Origin of the sequence: Bacillus sp. Marseille-P3661 (assembly GCF_900240995.1) — a bacterium.
In the GTDB taxonomy this organism is placed as follows: domain Bacteria; phylum Bacillota; class Bacilli; order Bacillales; family Bacillaceae_J; genus OESV01.
This window is the reverse complement of record NZ_LT965953.1, coordinates 1,318,050-1,341,040: the sequence shown is the minus strand read 5'-3', so window position 1 is coordinate 1,341,040 and position 22,991 is coordinate 1,318,050. Positions and strand designations below refer to the sequence as shown.

The 22,991-nt window shown below is 34.8% G+C and carries 22 protein-coding genes; 21 read left to right on the top strand and 1 reads right to left on the bottom strand.

From position 1 onward, the window contains the following. The first annotated feature begins 72 nt into the window (after positions 1 to 72). The 8 genes from C1724_RS06375 to C1724_RS06340 all read left to right on the top strand — a co-directional run bounded on the left by C1724_RS06375 (position 73) and on the right by C1724_RS06340 (position 8,983). Positions 73 to 1,287 carry an ROK family transcriptional regulator gene (locus tag C1724_RS06375; protein ID WP_102345870.1) on the top strand — a complete coding sequence of 405 codons (1,215 nt, stop codon included), beginning with the start codon at positions 73 to 75 and terminating at the stop codon, positions 1,285 to 1,287. An 88-nt stretch (positions 1,288 to 1,375) separates the two neighbouring features. Further along, the gene (locus C1724_RS06370) at positions 1,376 to 2,854 is read left to right on the top strand and encodes a glycoside hydrolase family 32 protein (RefSeq protein WP_102345869.1); all 1,479 of its coding nucleotides are present in this window, start codon (positions 1,376 to 1,378) and stop codon (positions 2,852 to 2,854) included. 147 nt (positions 2,855 to 3,001) lie between these two features. Continuing rightward, positions 3,002 to 4,153: a substrate-binding domain-containing protein gene (locus tag C1724_RS06365; RefSeq protein WP_102345868.1), complete on the top strand. Its 1,152-nt coding sequence runs from the start codon at positions 3,002 to 3,004 to the stop codon at positions 4,151 to 4,153. 85 nt (positions 4,154 to 4,238) lie between these two features. Then, a complete protein-coding gene (locus C1724_RS06360) occupies positions 4,239 to 4,994 on the top strand; it encodes an ATP-binding cassette domain-containing protein (RefSeq protein ID WP_102345867.1) in 756 nt (251 codons plus the stop codon). 16 nt (positions 4,995 to 5,010) lie between these two features. Further along, entirely contained in the window at positions 5,011 to 6,009 is a 999-nt protein-coding gene (locus C1724_RS06355) for an ABC transporter permease (protein WP_102345866.1), read from the top strand. Between the two features lie 44 nt (positions 6,010 to 6,053). Then, complete coding sequence (xylB, locus tag C1724_RS06350; protein WP_102345865.1) at positions 6,054 to 7,532, top strand: xylulokinase; 1,479 nt, start codon at positions 6,054 to 6,056, stop codon at positions 7,530 to 7,532. 558 nt (positions 7,533 to 8,090) lie between these two features. Further along, complete coding sequence (locus tag C1724_RS26330) at positions 8,091 to 8,747, top strand: group II intron maturase-specific domain-containing protein (protein WP_142386522.1); 657 nt, start codon at positions 8,091 to 8,093, stop codon at positions 8,745 to 8,747. A gap of 2 nt (positions 8,748 to 8,749) precedes the next feature. Next, complete coding sequence (locus tag C1724_RS06340; RefSeq protein ID WP_180994147.1) at positions 8,750 to 8,983, top strand: hypothetical protein; 234 nt, start codon at positions 8,750 to 8,752, stop codon at positions 8,981 to 8,983. Positions 8,984 to 9,693: 710 nt separating this feature from the next. Here C1724_RS06340 and C1724_RS06335 read toward each other — a convergent pair. Further along, positions 9,694 to 10,437, bottom strand: coding sequence for an IclR family transcriptional regulator (locus tag C1724_RS06335; protein ID WP_102345862.1), 744 nt, complete (start codon positions 10,435 to 10,437; stop codon positions 9,694 to 9,696). A gap of 167 nt (positions 10,438 to 10,604) precedes the next feature. Between C1724_RS06335 and C1724_RS06330 the strand changes: the two genes are divergently transcribed. The 13 genes from C1724_RS06330 to C1724_RS06270 all read left to right on the top strand — a co-directional run bounded on the left by C1724_RS06330 (position 10,605) and on the right by C1724_RS06270 (position 22,956). Further along, positions 10,605 to 11,363 carry an SDR family NAD(P)-dependent oxidoreductase gene (locus C1724_RS06330; RefSeq protein ID WP_102345861.1) on the top strand — a complete coding sequence of 253 codons (759 nt, stop codon included), beginning with the start codon at positions 10,605 to 10,607 and terminating at the stop codon, positions 11,361 to 11,363. A 250-nt stretch (positions 11,364 to 11,613) separates the two neighbouring features. After that, positions 11,614 to 12,468: an alpha/beta fold hydrolase gene (locus C1724_RS06325; RefSeq protein WP_258000287.1), complete on the top strand. Its 855-nt coding sequence runs from the start codon at positions 11,614 to 11,616 to the stop codon at positions 12,466 to 12,468. A gap of 57 nt (positions 12,469 to 12,525) precedes the next feature. Next, positions 12,526 to 13,452 carry a hypothetical protein gene (locus C1724_RS06320; RefSeq protein WP_102345859.1) on the top strand — a complete coding sequence of 309 codons (927 nt, stop codon included), beginning with the start codon at positions 12,526 to 12,528 and terminating at the stop codon, positions 13,450 to 13,452. A gap of 24 nt (positions 13,453 to 13,476) precedes the next feature. After that, positions 13,477 to 14,334, top strand: coding sequence for an alpha/beta fold hydrolase (locus C1724_RS06315; RefSeq protein WP_180994146.1), 858 nt, complete (start codon positions 13,477 to 13,479; stop codon positions 14,332 to 14,334). Between the two features lie 46 nt (positions 14,335 to 14,380). Beyond that, positions 14,381 to 15,133: an SDR family NAD(P)-dependent oxidoreductase gene (locus tag C1724_RS06310; protein WP_102345857.1), complete on the top strand. Its 753-nt coding sequence runs from the start codon at positions 14,381 to 14,383 to the stop codon at positions 15,131 to 15,133. 34 nt (positions 15,134 to 15,167) lie between these two features. Beyond that, positions 15,168 to 16,484 (top strand): aromatic ring-hydroxylating oxygenase subunit alpha, encoded by a 1,317-nt coding sequence (locus C1724_RS06305; RefSeq protein ID WP_102345856.1) that lies wholly within the window; start codon positions 15,168 to 15,170, stop codon positions 16,482 to 16,484. Between the two features lie 236 nt (positions 16,485 to 16,720). Next, positions 16,721 to 17,245 (top strand): aromatic-ring-hydroxylating dioxygenase subunit beta, encoded by a 525-nt coding sequence (locus C1724_RS06300; RefSeq protein ID WP_102345855.1) that lies wholly within the window; start codon positions 16,721 to 16,723, stop codon positions 17,243 to 17,245. A gap of 53 nt (positions 17,246 to 17,298) precedes the next feature. After that, the gene (locus C1724_RS06295; protein WP_102345854.1) at positions 17,299 to 18,471 is read left to right on the top strand and encodes an ABC transporter substrate-binding protein; all 1,173 of its coding nucleotides are present in this window, start codon (positions 17,299 to 17,301) and stop codon (positions 18,469 to 18,471) included. A 78-nt stretch (positions 18,472 to 18,549) separates the two neighbouring features. Then, positions 18,550 to 19,428: a branched-chain amino acid ABC transporter permease gene (locus C1724_RS06290; protein WP_102345853.1), complete on the top strand. Its 879-nt coding sequence runs from the start codon at positions 18,550 to 18,552 to the stop codon at positions 19,426 to 19,428. Between the two features lies 1 nt (position 19,429). Continuing rightward, on the top strand, positions 19,430 to 20,311 hold the full coding sequence (locus C1724_RS06285) for a branched-chain amino acid ABC transporter permease (RefSeq protein WP_180994145.1): 882 nt from the start codon (positions 19,430 to 19,432) through the stop codon (positions 20,309 to 20,311). Between the two features lie 32 nt (positions 20,312 to 20,343). Beyond that, on the top strand, positions 20,344 to 21,135 hold the full coding sequence (locus C1724_RS06280; protein WP_102345851.1) for an ABC transporter ATP-binding protein: 792 nt from the start codon (positions 20,344 to 20,346) through the stop codon (positions 21,133 to 21,135). Further along, complete coding sequence (locus tag C1724_RS06275) at positions 21,125 to 21,832, top strand: ABC transporter ATP-binding protein (RefSeq protein ID WP_102345850.1); 708 nt, start codon at positions 21,125 to 21,127, stop codon at positions 21,830 to 21,832. Before C1724_RS06280 ends, C1724_RS06275 begins: the two co-directional genes overlap by 11 nt. A gap of 23 nt (positions 21,833 to 21,855) precedes the next feature. Then, positions 21,856 to 22,956: a mandelate racemase/muconate lactonizing enzyme family protein gene (locus tag C1724_RS06270; RefSeq protein ID WP_102345849.1), complete on the top strand. Its 1,101-nt coding sequence runs from the start codon at positions 21,856 to 21,858 to the stop codon at positions 22,954 to 22,956. Positions 22,957 to 22,991: the final 35 nt, after the last annotated feature.

The following is a 22,991-nucleotide window of genomic DNA, read 5'->3' as shown; positions in this document are numbered from 1 at the left end:
AAAGGGCTTTCTTTTTAATATTTGATAAATTTAATAAATTAATTAAATAGTAAGGGATTGAGGTAATGATTAATGAATACAGAAGCAAGATTAGGTAAAAATCATGAAAGTCTTCAACAGGAAAATAGAGAACTGGTTTTAAAACTATTATCATTCCCACCTAAAAAGATATCCAGAAAAGAGCTCTCACAAATAACTGGCTTGACACCAGCAACAATCACAAATGTAACCAAGAATTTAATTGAAAAGAACATTGTTAGAGAAACAGAGGAAGTCCAAATCTCAGGACAAAAAGGCAGAAGAGCAATCTCCTTGGAAGTTAATCCAAATGGCCGAAAAGTTATAGGAGTTAGATTAGCTAGAAATTACATTATAGGTGGGCTTTTTAATTTAAACTGTAAGGTTCTTCATACTGAACGTGTAAATATTTCAGCAGTTTCCCAAATAGACAATGTCATCAAATCTATGAAAGATATTATAAGGACTTTAATTGAAAAAAAGGAAAGCAGTGATGAGATTTCTACTATTGGTATAGCAACACCTGGCCCACTTAGTGTTAAAGAAGGGAAAATTACATTAGTTAGTAATTTTCCTAGTTGGAGAAACATTCCTATTAGAGAAATAATATACAACGAGTTTGGAATTAATACTGTAATTGAACATGATGCCCATGCAGCTGCACTTGCAGAAAAAAGATTTGGTCTTTATGGAGATTCTAAAACTTTGATTTATATAGCGGCAGGAAGAGGACTAGGAGCAGGGATAATTACAGAGCATGGGATATTTAATGGTACATCAGGTAATGCTGGACAAATTGGTCATACTTCAATCGACTATAACGGCCCCATTTGCGAATGCGGAAATCGTGGTTGTTTAGAACTTTATAGTTCTAGTACTGCAGTTTATAAGAAGGTATTAAAAGAATTTGAAAATAATAAAGTAAATACCTCTTTGGATATTAAAAAGGGATTTACCGCTGATGACGTATTAAAAGTCGCGGCATCTGATGATGTCTTTGTAAGAGAAACTATTACGGAGTCAGCTAGATTATTAGGTATTGGAATTGTAAATTTAATAAACATTTTTGAACCGGATACTGTGGTATTGGGTGATGAAATGTCAACAGCTGGTGATTTCTGGTTTGATACTGTAAAAGAAACTATCTTATCCAACACCTTCCCGGAAATCTCAAGAAATATTAGGATTAAAAAAGAATCATTAGAGGGGGATAACTTTTTAGTAGGAACAGGTGCTATAGCACTTGAAAACTTATTTAAAAATATTTAGTCTATTATGTCCTATTTCATAGGTATACTCGGTTTTTAAATAACCGTTAAATATAAATCAAATCTATATTTATTGGAGGGAAAAAGGGATGAAAATTTTTAGAAGACCTAGTGATGGAGTAGCTGCAGGAGACGCAATTCCATTCTATTGGAAGGGGGTATATCATTTATTTTACTTAACTTCTCCCGCGGGAACAAAGAAATACCCTGAAAGAGTCAGAACTACATGGAGGCATGCAGTATCTAAAGATTTAGTGGTATGGGAGGAACTACCTATTGCATTATCCCCTGGTGAAGAGCCAGAGTGTGATTCAAACGGGGTATGGACTGGATCAGTTATTTATGCTAATGATAAATTTCATATTTTTTATACTGGATATCACATCGCATCTGATTTCCCGCAAACAATTTGTCATGCTACGAGCAATGATTTAATTAATTGGGAAAAGGATGAGAAAAACCCAATAATAAAACCAGATATAAATATATATGAAAACATAGATTGGCGAGATCCCTACGTCTTTTGGAATGAAGGTGAGCAATGCTATTGGATGATATTATCTGCAAGGTTAAATAAAGGACCAGATAGTAGAAGAGGTTGTATTGCTTTAGCTACATCCGATGACCTTGATAATTGGACAGTTCATGATCCTATATATGCTCCTTATTCAACAAATTGTCCTGAATGTCCTGAAATGTATAAGATGGGAGATAAATGGTACTTGGCATATTCAAGGTTTTCCGAGTCTGCACAAACTATTTATCGGATAGCTGATAATCCAAGAGGGCCGTGGCGTGCTCCGATTGTAGATGGGTTAGACGGAAGAAGGTTTTATGCTGCAAAATCACTAGAAGATGATAATAAAAGAAGATTTTATTTTGGATGGGTACACGATAGAGAAAATGAGGTTGATAATGGTGAATGGGAGTGGGGAGGAGATTTTACTGTTCCAAGAGAAGTCATTGTACTTCCAAATAATGACTTAGCAGTAAAATGTCCAGAAGAGATAACAAGGACCTACAATGTAAGATGTCAAAATGAATTTAATGGAATTATGGGTAAATGGACTGTATATGGAACAGAAGTATTAAATGTGGAATCATTATCAAAATTATCTTATGGATTTTTTAATATATCACAAGAAGAATTTTTATTCCAATGCAAAATCACCCCAACTGATGTACGTGATAGTTTTGGTATATTAATTAAATCTGATAAGGAATTGGAAACTGGATATATTCTGAAATTTGAACCAAGTGCCCAGAGAGTATCTCTAGTTAAATTACCACAACCCATGGATCCTTTCTGGTCTACATTATCAGGTAAAACCGTTCCATTGCCAGAAGCTGATGGACCAAGAGTTGTTGAAAGACCTTTATTAATAGATAATAACAGTACTTTGGATTGCAAAGTAATTGTAACTGATACAATAATAGAGGTTTTTGTCAATGATAAAGTCGCATTATCATACAGGGCTTACGATAAAGGTCAACACCAAATCGGCTTAATAGTTGAAGACGGATATGCACAATTTAGCTCAATAGAATTCAAGAAGCAAATGAATTAGAGTTTGTTATTAGTTAAATAAGTAGCGGGTTAGTAAACGGTTACAATAAACTTGAAATAAAATTAGATTTAGCTTTACCATTTTGAAAAATAGCAAACCACCATGATTTTAATTTAAAAAACTCTTAACATTCGGGGAGGAAATAAGATGAAGAGTAAAAGGTTTTTTAAGGTGTTATCATGGGTTTTAATTTGTATTATGCTTTTGGGAATGGTAGCTTGTTCAAACGGAAATCAAACTAATAATCAATCTAACAATCAAACTGATAATCAAACTAGTATAGAAAAACAAGATACTAATAAATCTACCACTGAGAAAAAATTAGTGATTGGATCATTAGTGCAACCGTTAGATAATCCTTGGGTAGTTAATTATGTCAACTTCCAAAAACAAGTGGCCGAAGCATTAGGAATTGAATTAGTGGTTACTTCTGACAAAGGTACTGAAGATTCAAATGTTCAAGGAATGCAGAGTCTTTTAGGTAAAAATCCTGATGGCATAGTATTTGATCCTATCACAAAGGCAGCAGGTACTAGAAATGCTGCGCTGTTAGAACAATTTAAAGTTCCTGCTTTTACAGCTGACCGTCTTGTGGTAAATGATATAAATGAGTACACTGGGGAATACCTAATTGGTCAGGCTACTTTTAGTAATGTTGATTGGGGATACCAAATGATGAATGCTCTTATAGATCAAGGCGCTAAAAAAGTTGCTGCAATTTTAGACCCTAAAGGTGTGCTAACAGTAGAAGAGGCATGGACAGGAGCAACAAAAGCATTGGAAGAAAATCCGGATGTAGAGCTCATAGCCGAACAATGGCAACAGAAATCGAGAGAGAATGCCATTCAAACAACACAACGATATTTAACTAGATTTAACTCAGGCGAAATCGATGGTATTATGGCTTTTGGTAGCACAGTAGGATTAGGTTCACTTTATGCTATTCAACAAGCTGGAAGAGATGATGAAATTATTGTATCTACTTCTGATGATGATCCAAATGTTATCGATGCAATACTTAATGAGGAGCTATCAAGTACCCTTGGAGCTCATTGGATGATAGGTGGATTTGGCTTAATATTGATGTATGACTATCTACACGGTTATGAACCTTTAGAGAATCAACCGCGCTTTGAATTATTCAAAATTGATAAAAGTAATGCCGAACAATATTCAAATAGATTTCTAGAGGGAGAACCATTTAGTGCAGAGGAAATTAGACAAATGTCACAAGTTCATAATAAAGATGCTAATTTACCAGAAATAATGCGAACATTGAAAAATACTTGGAACAATTAAAAATAACAAAGGGCGCTTTCATATATTGGGAAGGCGCTCTTTTAACATAATCGTTCTTGATCATAATCGAGGGGGTTTATTCAAAATGGTTAATGAGAAAAACTCAGAACGTCCTATATTAGAAGTAAAAAATATATGTAAAAGATTTGGCGGGGTAGAGGCACTTAAAGGGGCATCATTCAATCTGAAAAAGGGGGAAGTTTTGTCTATACTAGGTGACAATGGTGCAGGAAAATCAACACTCGTAAAGACTTTGGCTGGAGTCCATCAACCTGATGGAGGAAAAATATATTTAAATGGGACACCAGTTAAAATTAACGATGTAAATACTGCGAGGAATCTTGGAATTGAAATTGTTTACCAAGATCTGGGTTTAGTTCCTAATATGGATGCCCCTTATAATTTATTTCTTGGTAGGACTCCTAAAAAATGGATCTTTTTCGCAGATCGAAAAAAGATGATAGAAAAGACACGTGACTTATTAAAAAAATTACGAATATCGACAATTCAAGATTTACTAGTGCCAGTAGAAAGTATGTCAGGTGGACAACGCCAAGCTTTAGCCATAAGCCGTGCAGTTGCTTTTGAGAATAAAATTGTGATTCTAGATGAACCGACTGCTGCACTTGGTGTTACAGAAACAGCTGAAGTATTAAAACTAATTAAAGATTTAAAGAATCAGGGAACTTCAGTTATTGTAATTACACATAATTTAGAACATGTTTTTATGGTTTCTGATAGAGTATTGGTATTAAGAAATGGTAAGAGCGTTGCACAAATGGAATGTTCAGAAATTGATGTTGATAAAACAGTTAAATTAATTACTACAGGTACTTTATAAATGGGAGGTAGTAGCTGTGAGTCTATCAAGTAATATAAAAACTGATAAACCTTCTGGTAAAATTAGATACAATTATTTAGATTATTCGACTATTTTTAAACAAAATTTAGTGTACTTTGCCTTAATAGGAATAGTAATATTCTTTTGGATCATTGCTGGTCCACAATTTATGACTTTACAGAATTGGACATTGATTCTCCAGCAACTGCCGGTTCTTGCAATTATTGCTATCGGAGCTACTTTTGTAATTACAGGCGGATACATCGATTTGTCAATCGGATCATTATTAGGAATATCTTCTATTTTAGGAGCTATGTCTGTTCAATTATTTGGTCCTATTGGGTTATTAGGAGGTGTTTTAACTGGTATTGTTTTAGGGTTGCTTAATGGTTTTCTTTTTTCTTATTTAAAAATACCGTCTTTTATAGCTACCCTTGGTACAATGGTTATTTATAGGGCGGTAATTGCAGTGATTTCAGACGGGCAGGCAGTCTATTTGAATGTTAGTGGAAACCAAAATAACTGGCTGCAAACAATGGGAAGTTTCCCTTATGTTTGCTTTATACTTATTTTCATTGTTTTCATTTCCTGGGCATTTTACAATAAAAGTGTATATGGTAATGACCTAAAGGCTATGGGTGGAAATGAAAAGGTAGTTCAACTGATGGGTGTAAATGTAAAAAAGTATAAAGTATTGACATTCGGAATTACAGGTCTACTTGTTGGAATTGCAAGTGTTATTAACCTATCTCAAATGGGGGCAGCTACACCTGTAACTGGCCAACTAATGGAATTAGATGCCATTGCGGCAGTTGTGATTGGCGGTACAGCACTTAGCGGCGGTAATGGGAGTGTAGTAAAATCAGTAGTAGGAGCTTTGACTTTGATTGTACTTGCAACGGGATTAACAATCGCTGGGGTTCCGCCTTCTTGGAATGAAATAATTAGAGGGGTATTGTTGATATCGGCTGTTGCTATTGCTCTGGATCGTAAAAAAATTGGTACAGTAAAATAACTATTATTATTCTTAAATAATATAACTATAGGCCTGGTGATAAAATGGCATATTTAATGAGCTTAGACATAGGTACATCTAGCCTAAAAACAATGATTATCGATGAAGAGGGTTTAGTGAAATCAATATGTGCTGAAGAATATACTATTGAAATTCCTCACGAAGGTTTCGCTGAGCAAAATCCAGAAGTATGGTGGAGTGCTGCTATTACTACCATTAGAAAATCATTAAACATCACTAATATTACCCCTAGCGAAATAAAGTGTATCGGAATTTCGGGCCAAATGCACGGAATGGTACTTGTTGACAAAAAACAAAATGTCATCAGAGATGCAATTATTCACAGTGATCAAAGATCTAGATTACAAGTTGAGCGCATAAACAATCTTATTGGAAAAGAAGAAATTGGTTCAAAGACGTTAAACTCTGTTTTTCCAGGGTTCCAACTAGCATCTCTTCTTTGGGTAAAAGAAAACGAACCAGAAAATTATAATAGAACTTTTAAAGTAATTCTTCCAAAGGATTATATCCGGATGAAACTTACTGGAAATACTGCATCAGATTATACTGATGCATCTAGTACATTAGCTTTTAATCCAATTGATCGAAAGTGGGAAGAGGACATTATTACTAGATTAAACATTGATATAGAAATGTACCCTTCTCTTGGTGAATCCTATGAAATAGCTGGTTATGTTACAAAATCTGTTTCAGATGAAACGGGGCTAAAACGGGGAACTCCTGTAGTCTATGGTGCTTCAGATCAACCGATGCAGGCTTTAGGCAATGGTGTAATAAAACCAGGAACTGGTACTTCAACTATAGGGACTGGGGGCCAAATATATACACCGGTAGATAAACCAATTTTAAATCGGTTGTTAAATACTCATACATTTTGTAATATTACACCAGATACATGGTACATGATGGGCGCTATGATGAGTGCAGGATTGTCACTAAAATGGTTTCGAGATAATATAATCAATAATTTAAGCTATAAACAAATGGATGAAAAAGCTAATGAGATATCTCCTGGTAGTGAAGGGTTAATTTTCTTACCTTATCTTGCGGGGGAGAGAACCCCACACCTTAATCCAAATTTAAAAGGTATGTTTTTTGGATTAACTTTAAAGCATAATTCTGCGAATATGGCTCGTTCAATTATGGAAGGAGTAACATATGGTTTAAAAGATTCGCTTGAAATTCTCAAAACCTTAGGCGCTGATATAAATCAAATTATTGCTTCAGGTGGTGGTGCACAGAGTAAACTATGGTTACAAATTCAAGCGGATATATTCGGTACAGAAATATATACTACCAATACAATTGAACAAGCTTGTACAGGTGCAGCAATTTTAGCTGGAGTAGGTATTGGGATTTATTCTGATTTTGAAGAGGCTTGTAAAGTTGTAGTTAAAAGGAATCCAAATCCAATTGAACCAATATTTGAAAATGTTAAGAAATATGAATATTTTTATGAAAAATATAAAAACCTTTATAAGAGTAATAGCAATATATTTTGAGTATGAGATAGATAAATTAAAATTCTAAATAAAAATACCTGCGCCCTGTTGTTATGCACTTAGGAATGGAATAGATCTAGTTCACTTAACAGTACATATGGATTATATGTACTCTTGAGCCTATCTCTGATTTGTTAATACCATTTATATGCATAGGGATAGGGATACCTCTAATGACTGGCGGCAAAAATGAATTTTTTAAAAACCTTAAAACATATATTATTGCTTATTTTGGTTCCTAGAGTGTGTGATACGAACTCTTTTTGTGCGACGGGCAGTCGCTTTGAGTGTTGATTATTCAACACTCTTCTTTTTCTTTTTCTGACAGAGACGTCATTTCGATGAAACGACTGAAAGATGATAAAGAAATTGAATCCCAGATGGTGGAAATCCATCCCCGAGGAGACTGACCTAGCTCGGGAAGCTTAATCTAGGGCAACACCGTGAGGTGTTGTCTGAAGGAGATGCGAAAAGTCGAGAGACACGTAGGCGAAAGGACAGACCCTAATGCAATAAGTGTGAAGTACAGCACGGGATAAGTTGGCGACTTTTCGAAAAGTGAGGAAGCCCACTAGAAAGGCATTTTCTTTAGAAGTCAGATCGAGGGAAAAAAATGGGAAGAAACGCCCACTAGGTATACCAACAATAGAAGATCGTATTGTCCAACAAAGTGTGGTAAATGTACTTCAGCCGAAATTCGAAGATAACTTATTTCACAATTGGTCAGTGGGATATAGACCAAATCGTGGAGTGGAGAGAGCATTACAAATTATTCGGGAAAAGTTAAAGGAATTGGGATTAGAAATCTCTAAAGAGAAAACAAGAATAGTCAATTTCCATAATGATAATTTTGACTTTCTTGGATTTACTTTCTACCATTGGAAACATGGGAAGAAGGATGGTAAGCTTACTTTTCAAGTCACTCCGAAGGAGGAGTCCGTTAAGGACTTTAGAATGAAGATTAAGGAAAAGACTAGAAAGACACTTACTCTAAATAAAGAAGAATGGATAAATCGTGTTAATCCAATCATAAGAGGTAAAATGAACTACTATCTAACAATCATCAAAGCTATAAAGGCTAACGAGGAATATGGACAGGAAAGTCATTGCAGAACTCGTATGATGAGAGGAATACTGCAAAGGATAGATGGATACATAAGGAAAGGTTACGAGTGGCATTTATTCATAAGCATCCTAATCAAATTAAAGGAATGAAAATGAATAGTAAATGGAATAACGCATTTTTCCTTAAAATTCAACTAATTCCCTCCTACTGGCTTTATCTCAATAAGGCTTATGGATACACCAAGGAACAATATTTGAACGATATGACTAAGAAGGCTAAAAGAAATTTAAAGAAACGAATTAGCCGAGCAAAAGAAAAAGGTGAAGAATATTACACTTCTCACCGACTCCAAAAGATGCAAAATGCCTGGAATGCATCCTCTTGATAAAACATTGTAACATATGGGTAAGCCGTATGCCTTAATAGGGCACGTACGGTTTGATAAGGGGGAAGCCTTGAGAAAGGTTTCCCTACTTTATTATTTTTGTTTACATAGTGCATGAGGATTAGAAAACTGACTTTTAACAATACAAGTAACAATTCTTATAACATAAGAGATTTATAGAGTAGACAGTGTGTTAGGTAATTTAATACCTTTTCTAACAATATTATTGAACTCTTGGATTGTATTATTCATATAAGAACTAGGTTTAATAGATTTATTGTACGTTTATTATTGGTTTAAAGGTTGAGTTAACCTCTGGGTAGGTATTCTTGGTTAAGCAATTATGACAATAAACAAGTAACTCTTCCTGAGTCAATGTTTATGAACCATTCGATCAAGACTTAGTCAAGCTGAATCGTAACGGCATTGCCGTCTGTTTGGAAGAACACGAAGCAGCGTAAAGGCGATTTCGTCATCCGGTCACAAAGGAAGAAATTATTTTATATTATCAAAAATTAGATAAAGGCTTACCGACCGTTTCGCAAAAGCCAGAATGGGGCTTTTTATAGGAATATAAAATAAGTTATGAACTTGTAAATGTGTTTGAAAAAAGAGGCTATCGGCTGTTGTTGGTGCCGATCCTTTACCGGGACTGGCACCTTAATTTCGGAATGAATTTTTTTAATTATAAGGTTGTATTTAGTTTAAATTCAATTTAAATCACAATCTCTAGAAATGAGTTTAGCTGTTTTTTGTAGACTCTCTAATATATTATTAAGATTGGCTCTAATGTTTTTTTCAGGTCCATCGACAGTTATTGCACAAACAACATCGCCTAAATAATTAGTGATTGGTGCAGCGACAGAGAAGTACCCTTTTTTAAATTCACCGTTATTTAACGCATAACCCAGACGTCGTATTTTTTGGAGCTCTAGAAGTAACGTCTCCTTACTTGTCTGGTTTTCATGAGTGGTATTATAATTCGAAGAATTGCTAAGGAATTTATCTATCATTTTCTGAGATTGAAAAGCTAACATAGCCTTGCCTGAGGCAGTAGAACATAAACGATTTCTTAAACCAATATTTGTTACAATATTTGTTGGTTTAAACGCCTCTACCTTTGCCAGGTAGCTGACTTCATTATTCTCCATGATAGTTAAATAGACGGATTCATTAACTCTATTTACCAAGGCCTCGATATATGGTATTGTCATAAAGAATGGTTCGTATTGTGTTGAAACAGAGCGGCCCCACTTTATTAATTTTGAACCTAAACGATATCGTCTTGTTTGTGTTTTTACTAAGATATCCTCTTCGTATAAAGTACTTACAACATGATGAACTGTACTAATATTCATATCAAGTTTTGTTGCAATGTCGGTTACCCCTAATTCTTTATGTTCTTCATTAAAGCAATCAACAATCCTAATTGCATGTTTTATTGAGTTAATCAAGAGTTTTACACTCCTTTAATTGTAGATTTTTTATAATTCAATTGTATTAAAAATATTCGGAAAATTCAACCTTATATTTCATATTATGAAATAAAGTTGTTGATATTATATTATTGTATAACTAATATTAATTTTAGGATAGTAAAAGTTGGAATTGAGGTGGTTTTATGAATATAAGTGGATTTGGGAGAGTTGCAATTGTTACTGGTGCAGCTGCAGGGTTAGGCTTAACTATAGCACGCTCCTTGCTTTTGGAAGGAAAAAGAGTGGCATTGGTTGACATTGATAAAGAGGCACTTGACCGTTTGCAACAGGAAGAATTTTTTAAAAAAATGAAAACAAAAACAATGTTCATATGTGCAGATGTATCGAACGTTGAAGAGATACATGAGAGTGTAAAAGAAATTGTTTTAAAATGGAATAGAATTGATATTCTAGTAAACAATGCAGGTATCAGGTCTGAGACTGCTCTTGAAGATATTACCCTGCAAGAATGGAATTTTATTTTGGCAACGAATTTAACAAGTTCATTTTTCTTTTCTCAAGCTGTTATTAGTATCATGAAGGAACAAGAATGGGGAAGAATAATAAATATTTCTGGGACTGCTGGTCAATATGGTTCAATAAACGCAGGTGCTCATTATGGAGTTTCAAAGGCAGGTCAGATTCTATTAACAAAAGTATTCGCAAGAGAACTAGCGCAATATGGAATAACTGTAAATGCAATAGCCCCGGCGGTTTTAAATTCACCAGAAATGCATAGAGTAGATCCGGAAAAAATGAAGAGGATCATTGAGTCAATACCAGTTGGGCGAGTAGGAGAGACAGAAGAAGTGGCTAGACTAGTTTCCTATTTAATATCTGAATCTACTGATTATGTAACAGGATCTACTTTTGATATCAATGGTGGCCAATATATGAGATAAATATCTTTTAAACTAAAAAAGTGAGAAACCTGGCAATCCTGTTTGCCGGGTTTATTTTTTTGATTTACCATCTAGATTTATATATATACAAAGTGGCTATATGTTGATATATAAAATAACTAGTAAATAAAACCAAAAAACTTTTCCCGTTTTTCATATTATGAAAAAGGTTAATTGTATGACCATAGTGTATATGGTATAAAATAATTACAGCCAAAATATTCAGAATTTATAGAAAGGTGTGGAAATATTGAATAGTATTTGGACCAATTTATTTCAGACTGATTTTTCTTTGAAGTTTTATAATGTTAATGGTGTAAGAACAAGGTGTCTAGAAGCAGGAGAAGGGGAGCCGCTTATACTTCTTCATGGCGTGGGTGGCCACTTGGAGGCATATGCTAGCAATATTGCAGAACATGCAAAAGACTTTCATGTTTATGCAATTGATATGATTGGACATGGTTTTACTGATAAACCTACTGATGAAGACTATACTATCCCATATTATGTAAATCATTTACTTCAATTTATGGATGAGTTAAAAATTGAGAAGGCCTCTATTTCAGGAGAATCTCTTGGGGGATGGGTTGGTGCATGGTTCGCATCAGAATATCCTGAAAGAATTCACAAGCTTGTTTTAAATACATCTGCTGGTATTACAATGAATCCACAGGTAATGGAAAAACTAAAGACGCTAACTCAAGATGCTGTATATAATGCTACGAAAGAAAAAACACGTAAACGCTTAGAGTTTTTGATGTATGACAAATCGATGGTTACAGATGAATTAGTAGATGTAAGATATAGCATTTATGCACAACCAAGTATGTCTGAGGTAATAAATAGAGTGTTGTGCTTGCAAGAAGTTGAAATACGAAAAGCTAACTTGCTAACAGAAGAAAGATTAGCTTCTATAAAAGCTCCAACATGCGTAATTTGGACTACACATGACCCTACTGCATCGCCCGAGATTGGGGAAAAATTAGCAAGTCTTATTCCTAATAGCGAATACCATTTAATAGAGAATTGTGGGCACTGGCCACAATATGAAACAACAGAAGAATTTAATCGGATACACAAGGAATTTTTATTAAGGAAAATCTAATATTATAGCAATTTACTGTAGGTTAATAATTTAATAAAAATACTTAGAGGTGATAGTATGATAGGTTTAGGTTTAGCATCGTCGCATGCTCCAGCAAGTTTTCGACCGAAAGAAAAATGGGGAGTTATGTCCCAACGTAGAAATATAAATATACCAGAACCACCACAATTGGCTGAAGAAACAGAAGAAGTTATAGAAAACTACATTGTAAGAATTGATGCTGCTTTCGATATACTAAGAAGGCAAATTGAGGACTATCAACCGGAAGCTTTGATTATTGTTGGCGATGATCAATACGATATGTTTGATGATAGTAATATGCCGGCATTTTCTATCTATACAGGCGATGAGATTTGGGGAGCTACAAGTGTATCTTACCTAGATGATGAAGATGTTGAAGAATCCATTATTCGAACACCTTGTCATAGTGAATTAGCAAACTATTTATTAAAGGGGTTAATCAAAAAAGGATTTGACCCTGCATACAGTAAAAAAGTTCATGCATTAGGTAAACCGAATCGCGGTGCAGGTCATGCATTATCCTTCCCTCTTCATAAACTAGTACCTAATTTTGATATTCCTGTAATTCCTATATTTTTAAATGGATACTTCCCTCCACAACCTACTGGGCAACGTTGTTGGGATTATGGGGTAGCTATTGCAGAAGTCATGAAGGATAGACCAGAAAAAATTGCTATCTACGCATCAGGAGGCCTTTCACATGATCCTATGGGACCAAGATCAGGATGGATAGACGAGCCATTGGATCGTTGGGTACTTGAAAGGCTAGAAAAGGATAAATCTAAGGAATTGACAAATTTATTTACCTTTGATTCTGATACTTTACGTAGTGGGACTGGTGAAATTAGGCAATGGATCACTGTAGCAGGAGCTATGGATAGAAAAGCTACAGTCATAGATTATATACCAGCTTATCATACTAAAACAGGTTTAGGGTATGTATATTGGCCGGTATTAGACTAATTTAGGGTAAATGGGGGTTTTATTTTGAGTATATGGACGGATCTACTAGGAGCGGAAATAAGATATACCGGTAAAAAATATAAAACAAGATTGATAGAATTCGGTCAAGGAAAACCTTTAATCCTTTTACATGGAAATGGAGGGCATGTTGAAAATTTTGCGAATAACATTCCGCACTTTGCGAAAAACTTTCGGACAATTGCCATTGATTTGCTTTGGCATGGATATTCATCAAAACCTCCATTTGATCCTGCATTGATTCCAAGTTTTACCGATCAAATCAATGACGTTATGGATTCAGAAAAAATTGAATCTGCATATTTTGTGTCACAGTCCATGGGAGCTTGGCCTGCCATGGAAATGGCATTGAGTCATAAACATAGGGTTAAAAAACTTGTGTTAACTACACCACAGGGATTTATTCTAAACGAAGAGCATCGAATAAATCAAAAAAATCATTTATTAAAATTACGAGAGAAAACATTGGTTGGACTTGATGATTCTAACCTGGAAAATATTCGATTAAGACTGGAACGACTTGTTGTGAACAAAGATCTAATTACGGATGAGATGGTTCGTATAAGACATAAAATTTATAACGATCCAGAAACAAATAAAAGCTTAAAACAATTTGCTATAGAGTATTTAGGCGGCGAAACATCGGAAAAATATCTTATTAATAAAGAAAGACTTAGTAGGATTGATTGCCCTACACTAGTATATTGGGCGGAGAATAACTCTGTGCCTCCATCTATAGGAGAGAGATTAGCAAACGCAATTAAGAAATCTCAATACTACTGTGCAGGGCAAACAGGTCATTGGGCTCAATTTGAAAACCATGAAGAATATAATGCGGTTGTAACACGTTTTCTTCTAGAGTAACCAAGTTGGTTTTAACAAATATTTCTTTAGAAAGAAGTGTTCATAAATGGAACAAAAAGTGGCCATTGTAACCGGTGGAACATATGGGATTGGAAAAGAAGTCGCTTTAAGGTTAGCCAATGAAAATTATAAGGTAATTGTAATTGGAAGAAGTGAAAAAAATCAGCATGAAAGCAAAAAGTACTTTAAATCAAAAAATGCTGATGTTGATGTGGAGTTATGTGATGTTTCTAAAAGCGCCGAAGTGGACCAAATCATTAATAAAGTTATTCAAAAGTATCAGAAAATAGATGTATTGTGTAATCTAGCTGCAATCAGACCTATTGGAAATATATTGGAAACGGATCAAGATACTTGGGAGAATGTTTTTGATGTTAATGTCAAAGGTGTCTATTTGTTTTGCCGAGGAGTAATACCATATATGAAACAAAACAAGGGTGGAGCTATCATTAACTTTGGTTCCACATCCGGTTACGGTGGTACTGATCATATTGCCTACTGTGCAACAAAAGGAGCCATTATTAGCTTTACAAAAAGCTTAGCTTTAGATCATATCAGGGATCACATACGTGTAAATGGTATTATTCCAGGTTCTACCCGATCTGGTATGAATGAAGATCGTCCTGAAGAAATTACTAGAAAAATTGCAGAGGGAAATGTTGCAGGTAGAATTAATGAGCCAGAAGATATTGCAAATGCGGTAAGCTTTCTAGTCTCAGATGAAGCTGCTACAATTTCTGGTACTTTTTTAGATATCGGCTCAGTACAAGGTAAAATGGCAATTATTCAAAGATGGTAGTGATCGATCGCGGAAAACAATAGGAGGGATCTAAATGAATAGAATATCTGAGAACCCTGTTTTGGAGGAAATGAGCAGTAAGTTAAAAGAGGGTTTGGTTTCGAATATGATATATCATGATCAGGATATATTTGAATTGGAACAAGAAAAGATTTTTTCGAAAACCTGGGTTTTTGTAGCACATGATACTGAAATACCGAATAAAGGTGACTTTGTAGTGCGCTACGTCGTACAGGACAGTTTCATAGTTGTCAGAGGGAAAGATAATCAAATTGGTGTCTATTTTAATTATTGTACCCATCGTGGTATGCATGTGTGTAGAGCAGAAGATGGCAACACATCTTCCTTTCGCTGCCACTATCATGGCTGGAATTTCAATACAAGTGGTGAACTGATTGGTGTCCCTTTTGAAGAACCCATTTATGGAGAATCAATGGATCGGAAAGACTTTGGTCTTATTGCCCCTAGATTTGGAGTTTATAAGGGTATGATTTTTGTTTGCTTAGATGATAAAGCGCCTTCATTGGAAGAGTATTTAGGTGACTTTAAATGGTATTTAGATTTAGTTTTGAACTGGTCTCCGAATGGTATGGAGGTTACGGGTCCTCCACAACGCTGGATAGTTGAAACGAATTGGAAAATTCCATCAGAAAATATAGTCGGGGATTCCTACCATACCCCAATAAGTCATAAAAGTGCAATGGAAGTAGGGCTTGCAAACATTCAGAAAGCAAAAGATGCTTTGCCTGGTAGTCAAAAAGATGGTGCTGAAATATGTGCTGGCTCTGGAAATGTAGGTTTTCGAATGGTTCCATCAGGTAGTTTTTGGGGATATCCTAAAGAGTTAATTGATTCCTTGAAAATGAATGTAACACCCGAACAATTTAAATTAATAGAAGATGGATATTTTCCGTTCAGAGGTCATATTTTTCCTAATTTAAGTTTTTTGAATACGGCAACCTATGTTAGAGAAGATCAGGTCATTTCGAACTTTTTGACATTTAGAGTTTGGCAGCCGCTGGGGCCGGACAAAATTGAAATTATTTCATGGTCCTTTGTTCCTAAAGGTGCACCTAATGAATTCAAAGATTATTCAAAGAAGGCATATATAGCCACTTTTGGTACCTCAGGTATGTACGAGGTGGATGATGCTGAAAACTGGTTGAGCATTACAAGAAATACAAGAGGTAAAAATGTTAGAAACTTCTATCAAAATATTAAAATGGGGATGGATACAGATAAGATCCTTCCAGATTGGCCAGGGCCGGGCATACCTTATTCCTCCGTTTATACCGAAGCCGGCCAAAGATATTTCTTAAACAAGTGGTTGGGATATATGACTAGTAAATAACCTAATGATTTAAATTCTTATCTTTACAGTGAATATTGATTAGATTGTATCCAAATTATTAAGGTGAAGATATTGTAAGCGTTTACCTAGTTGGTTGTTTCTAGTTATAATGTCTTATGCATATCTGTATGTAGCATATTAAAAAGAAGATCCAATTGCCAACTAACTTAGATATATAGTTTAATCTATTAGCCAAAACAATAGGTTAATAATGTTAGAAGAGGTGGAATTTATATATGAATATTCTCGACTCAACTGCGAACGATTTAATGATGTTTTATGAGATATATAATTTTATAACTTATGAAGCTGAATTGCTAGACGATGCAAGATATCAAGAGTGGTTTCAACTTTTTACAGAAGATATTAAATATCAGATTCCTGTAAGAACAACAAGGTACAAAAAAGACGGTGACGGGATTTCAAATAAAATGTTTCATGTTGATGATGATTATCATATTTTGGATAAAAGAGTCAGAAGAATACAATCAAAGTCAGCATGGTCTGAAAATCCCCCATCAAGAACACGGCATGTTATTTCAAATATAAGATTTATTAGTAGCGAGAAGGATAATGAGTATCTTGTAAAGTCTAATTTTATTCTTTATAGAAACCGTGGGGATATTCCTGCATATGACATAATCTCTGGAGAAAGGCAGGATGTCTTAAGAAAGCTAGATGGTAATTTAAAAATAGCATACAGGAAGGTTTTAATCGACCAAAGCAACTTGTCCATGCATAACTTGGGAGTATTTCTATAGCAATTTGGTATCTATATTCATAATTATTAAGACTATTAAAGGGGGTATTCCATATGAGGAAAGTTTATATCTTATTACTATTAATATTTGCTATATTTGCTAGTGCCTGTTCTACCCAAGTATCAGAAGACAACCAATCATCAAACAGTAACAATAGTAACAGCAATAATACTGAAAATTATCAGGTTGGTGTTGTGTTCCCTCTATCTGGAAATGCAGCAGAACATGGAATTGATATGTTAAATGGACTTGAATATGCAGTTGATGAAGTTAATAGCAGCGGAGGAATTAATGGTATACCAGTAGAATTGGTCGTAGAAGACGGAAAAGCTTCGCCAAAGGATACTGTTAATGCATCGCAAAAATTGATTACAGTGGATAAGGTTCCCGCTATATTTACAGGTTTTAGTAGCCCTGTATTAGCGACAGCTCCAATTGCTGACCAAAATAAAGTTGTTTTAATTAATTCTGCCGCAGCTACCCCTGCACTAGCGGAAGCAGGAGATTATCTAATAAATACTCTAGTTCTGCAGAGTGTTGAATTAGATTATATCGCTAAGTATGCAACTGAAGAACTCGGTCTTAAAACAATGGGAATTATCTATCAGAATAATGATTTAGGTCTAGGAACAAAAGATGCGCTTGAAATATACATGAAGAACTATGGTGGAGAGGTAGTTGCAGCAGAGAGTTTTGAAGTTGGAGCACTAGATTTCCGTACTCAGTTAAGTAAAATCCGTAGTGCAAAACCAGACGCTTTATATCTTGCAACAGCCGGGAAAGATTCTCCTTTAATTATAAAACAAGCACGAGAATTAGGAATTACTTCTCAATTTTTCGGGTATCACGCCCTAGAAATGCCACCGGAATATATGGAGATCGCTGGTGACTTTGCAAATGGAACCATTTATACAAGCTCTGCAACTGAATATGATGTGGAATTTGCAAAAAAATGGGCAGAAGATCATGATGGCAAAGAAATAGTTTTTACAAACGCGATGTATTATGATGCTGCAAAAATGCTTTTTAAAGGGATGGAACATGTAATTAATAATGGGGATGACTTATCAGGCGAAACTCTTCGCAGTGCTATTTTTGAAATAAACACATTTGATGGAATAGCAGGAAATATGAGAATTCCGGATAATGGAAATGCAATTAAAGAAGTAAGTATTAAGCAAATAAAAGACGGGGAATTTACAACTCTTAAAGTAATAGAACCATAATTTAGGGATGTGTCAGTGCAAGGTTACTCAACCTACCTTGTATTGACACAGACTATTGAAGGGGAGGCGAGAATACAAATGGAATTATTCATGCAGTTGCTGCTTAATGGAGTATTTATCGGGAGTATTTATCTCCTGTTAGCAGTTGGATTTACAATGCTGTGGGGTACCACAAAGATATTTGATGTTGGGTATGGTGCGTATTTCGTTGTTTCTGGATATTTAATGTACTTATTCTATCATCAATTGTCGATTCCGCTATTTGTATCTATTATTCTAGTTTGTATTTCCATTGTTTTATTGGCTACATTTATTTATTTTACATTCTATTATCCAATGCAAAGAAAGGGAACTAGCGAATTTATTATTATAGCGATAAGCATAGGGATTTTGATGTTTTTGGAAAACCTTATTAGTCTTGCATTTGGCCATGAAGCGAAGTTTCTTTCAACAAGCCTAGGTACTATAGAGTGGCATGGAATTTACTTAACAATCTTAGATATCTTAACTACTGTTCTGGCTATTATTATTGTGTTGCTATTAACTTACTTCTTAAAGATTAATAAATTCGGTATTCTTATGCGTGCAGTAGCAAATAATGATGAGGTAGCTAAAATAACAGGAATCGAAACCAAGAAGATCAACGCTCTTGCTTATAATTTAGGGGCCTTATTTACAGTTGTTCCGGCAGTTTTAGTAGCTTTTAACCAAGGTGTTTATCCGCAAATGGGTATGGAATATCTAGTCATGATTGTTATCGCTGTGGTGATAGGGAGTGTGGGAAGTATTGGCGGAGCAGTTGCGGGCGCTTATTTATTGGCCATTGTACAGAGTTTTTCAGTTTGGCAAATTTCAAGCAACTGGCAATCTACTATTTCTTTTATAGTATTAATTATGTTTTTACTGTTTAAACCGAATGGGTTATTTGGTGCAAAAACTAGAAAAGGAGGTGTCTAGGTTGGAATATATACTACATTTGCTAATCATAGTTATGATCTATATCATCTTGACATTTTCATATAACTTAATTTTAGGATATGGCGGTATCTTATCTATTGCACATGCCGCATTTTATGGTGTGGGTGCGTATACGTCTGCATTGCTATCCGTAAAATTAGGTATGCCGGTAATACTGTCTATAGTTTCTGCTGGTTTGGTCGCTGCTATATTTAGTTTATTAATTGCTGCCCCTTCTTTGAGAATAAAAGGTCATTATTTAATAATCACCTCTTTTGGTTTCCAGCTCATCGTATCAAATATTCTTAATAACTGGACATCAATAACCCGCGGTCCTTCTGGTTTAAGTGGAATACCTCCTTTGAGTATATTTGGTTTTGAACTTGTAAATAAATGGACCGCTTTTATATTTGTAATGTGTATTACTGTAATCTGTCTGTTAGTATTGACCAAAGTTGTACACTCGCCTTTTGGAAGAATAATAGTGGCGATGAGAGAAGACGAGATTGGGAGTCAGTCTCTTGGTAAATCTATTCTAAAAATTAAAATTTCGATTTTTATGCTTGGAAGTGGGTTTGCAGGTGTAGCAGGGGCTTTATTTGCTCATTACACATCATTCATCAGCCCTGACTCTTTTACCTTAACTGAATCCTTTTTCATCATGACTATAGTACTGATAGGCGGAGCAGGGACGATATCAGGACCAATTATGGGTGCATGGATTATGATATTGCTTCCTGAGATATTACGATTTGTGGGTCTTACTTCTACTACTGGAGCTACTATGAAACAAATTGCTATTGCAGTAATCTTATTGTTAATTTTACGTTTTAATTCAGAAGGTGTTGCAGGTTGGATAAAAAAGATACGTCATGTTTCATAGTGCGGATATTCTGATAAATGGGTGGTGTGTGAATGAATATATTAAAGATTTCAAATGTAACAAAAAGTTTTGGAGGTAACAAAGTAATAAACAATCTTAACATGGCATTAAAGAAAGGAGTAATTACAACATTTATAGGACCTAATGGAGCAGGTAAGACGACTGCATTTAATTTAATAACTGGATATATTTCACCAGATAAAGGAGAAATATTTTATAATGAAGAAAAAATTTCCCACTTGCCACCATATAAAATTGCAAAGTCAGGCATTATGCGTTCTTTTCAAAATTTAAGATTATTTAACGGTCTTACAGTGTTAGAAAATGTATTATTAGCAGAGCAAAATCACCCTGGGGAAAAGCTTAGTAATTTATTTTTTTTTCCAAATAGGTCAAAAAAGGGTGAGTTAAGAACAATAGAAAAAGCTTATAACGTCTTAGAACAAGTTGATTTAATAAATAAAAAAGATATTCCAGTGAAAAATCTGTCTTATGGCGAAATGAAACTGTTGGCTCTAGCAAGAATTATTATGGCTGAATCAGAAGTTATCCTTTTAGATGAGGTACTGGCAGGATTAGATCGGCAGTCAATTGAAGATATAATAAATGTTATTTTTAAGTTGAAAGAAATGCAAAAAACAATTTGCATAATCGAACACAATGTTGAAGTGCTAAAAGAAGTATCTGATCATGTAATATTCCTTCATCAAGGTTCAGTAATAGCGGAAGGGAAAATTGATCAACTTTTGCAAAATAAAGAACTTACTGAATTATATTTTGGTAATCCCGTGAGTGAAAGAGGTGTATCGGCCAATGCTACTTAAGGTAGATAACATTCAAATCAACTATGATAATCATCTAGCCATAAAAGGGTGCTCAATTCAAATAAATGAAGGTGAGATTGTAGGATTGTTCGGCCATAATGGTGCTGGAAAAAGTTCGATATTAAAGAGTATTTTAGGTTACACACCAGTTAATGAAGGACAAATCTATTATAAAGGCAAGCCGATAACAGGACGTAATATTTCGGAAAACACGTCTGAAGGAATTACATTAATACCCCAAGGTTTTGGCGTTTTTAGTGATCTGACTGTTGAAGAAAATTTAAAGTTGGCCGTTCACAATAGCTGTCTTCCAAAGGCTAAGATAAATAGTCAATTAAATATTGTATATGATCTTTTTCCGATTCTTTATGAAAAAAGAAAGCAAAAAGCGAACTTTTTAAGTGGTGGACAGCAGCAGATGGTAAAAATGGGGATGGGTTTAATGAAAAATCCTACCTTGATGCTACTAGATGAACCTTCTTTAGGGCTGTCACCTGCACTAGCTGAAATGGTGCTAGAAAAAGTAGCTGAATTTAACAAAATGTTTAATATGGCCGTTCTCATAGTTGAACAAAACGTAAGCCAAACATTATTTTTAGTGGACCGCGTCTACTTTTTACGTATGGGCCAAATCATACATCAAGTTGAAAATGTAGAAGAAATAAAGAGTAGAGATAACTTCTGGGAATTTTTTTAGTTGTTATTTGAAGGAGTGATAATGTGAAAATTGCAAATGTTGAGGCTATACCGTTTACAATACCATATACACATGGTGCGATTACGTACGCGGCGGGTTCAGTATTAGCTGCTGAACATGTACTTATAATAATCACAACAAATGAAGGTGTAACTGGTTATGCTGAGGCTCCGGCAAGACCTTTTATATACGGTGAATCTCAAGAATCAATAGTTAAGGCTGTTAATGAATGGTTTAAACCCCAGCTATTAAATATGAATATATTTGAAACGGAAAACATTCGGAAAAAGCTAGATTTCGTAGCTGCAAATAACACTGCTAAAGCAGCTATTGATAATGCTGTGCATGACATAATCGGAAAATATTTAAACATTCCTTGCTATAAATTGTTAGGAAATGCTAGGACTGATGTAGATGTATCTTGGATGTTGGGTATAAGTGATAATGCTGTGAATGAGGCAGTTGAAATGATTGACACATACGGGTTTGGGTGCTTAATGGTAAAGGGCGGAGTTAATCCTATAGAGGACATTCAAAGGATAAAGGAAATACGTTCAGCAGTTGGGGATGACATAACTTTATATATTGATATTAATCAGGGTTATGATATACCTACCTCAATAAGAGTTTTAAAAGAAATGGAAAAATATAATGTGGCATGGGTTGAAGAGCCTTGTCCAATTTACGATAAAAGAGGTAGAAGAGATGTAGCCTTATCCACATCAATACCATTACTAGGTGATGATAGTTGCATGACACCGTATGAGGTTGCACAAGAGTTGCTCCATGGAGCACTTAGAGTAGTTGGGATTAAAGTAGCACGTACAGGAATTGTATGGTCTAAGAAAATTGCGGCGATATGCGAGGGTTATAACGTTCCAAATCTATTAGGTACTCAAGGTGATGGAGCAATTGGAACAATGTCAAATTTACATTTTGCAGCGGCAACTTCAAATGTTAGTTTACCTAGTGCTATCTCATATTATATGCATCTGGAAGATGATATTGTTGAATATATCCCAGAAATAAAAAATGGGAAAATAAAGCTAGGAAGCTTACCAGGAATGGGTATTGTAATTGATGAGAAAAAATTGAATAGATATCGTGTAGACAAAGCGGTTTGAAAATTCAATAAAGATAGACAGTATAAAAGAGATAC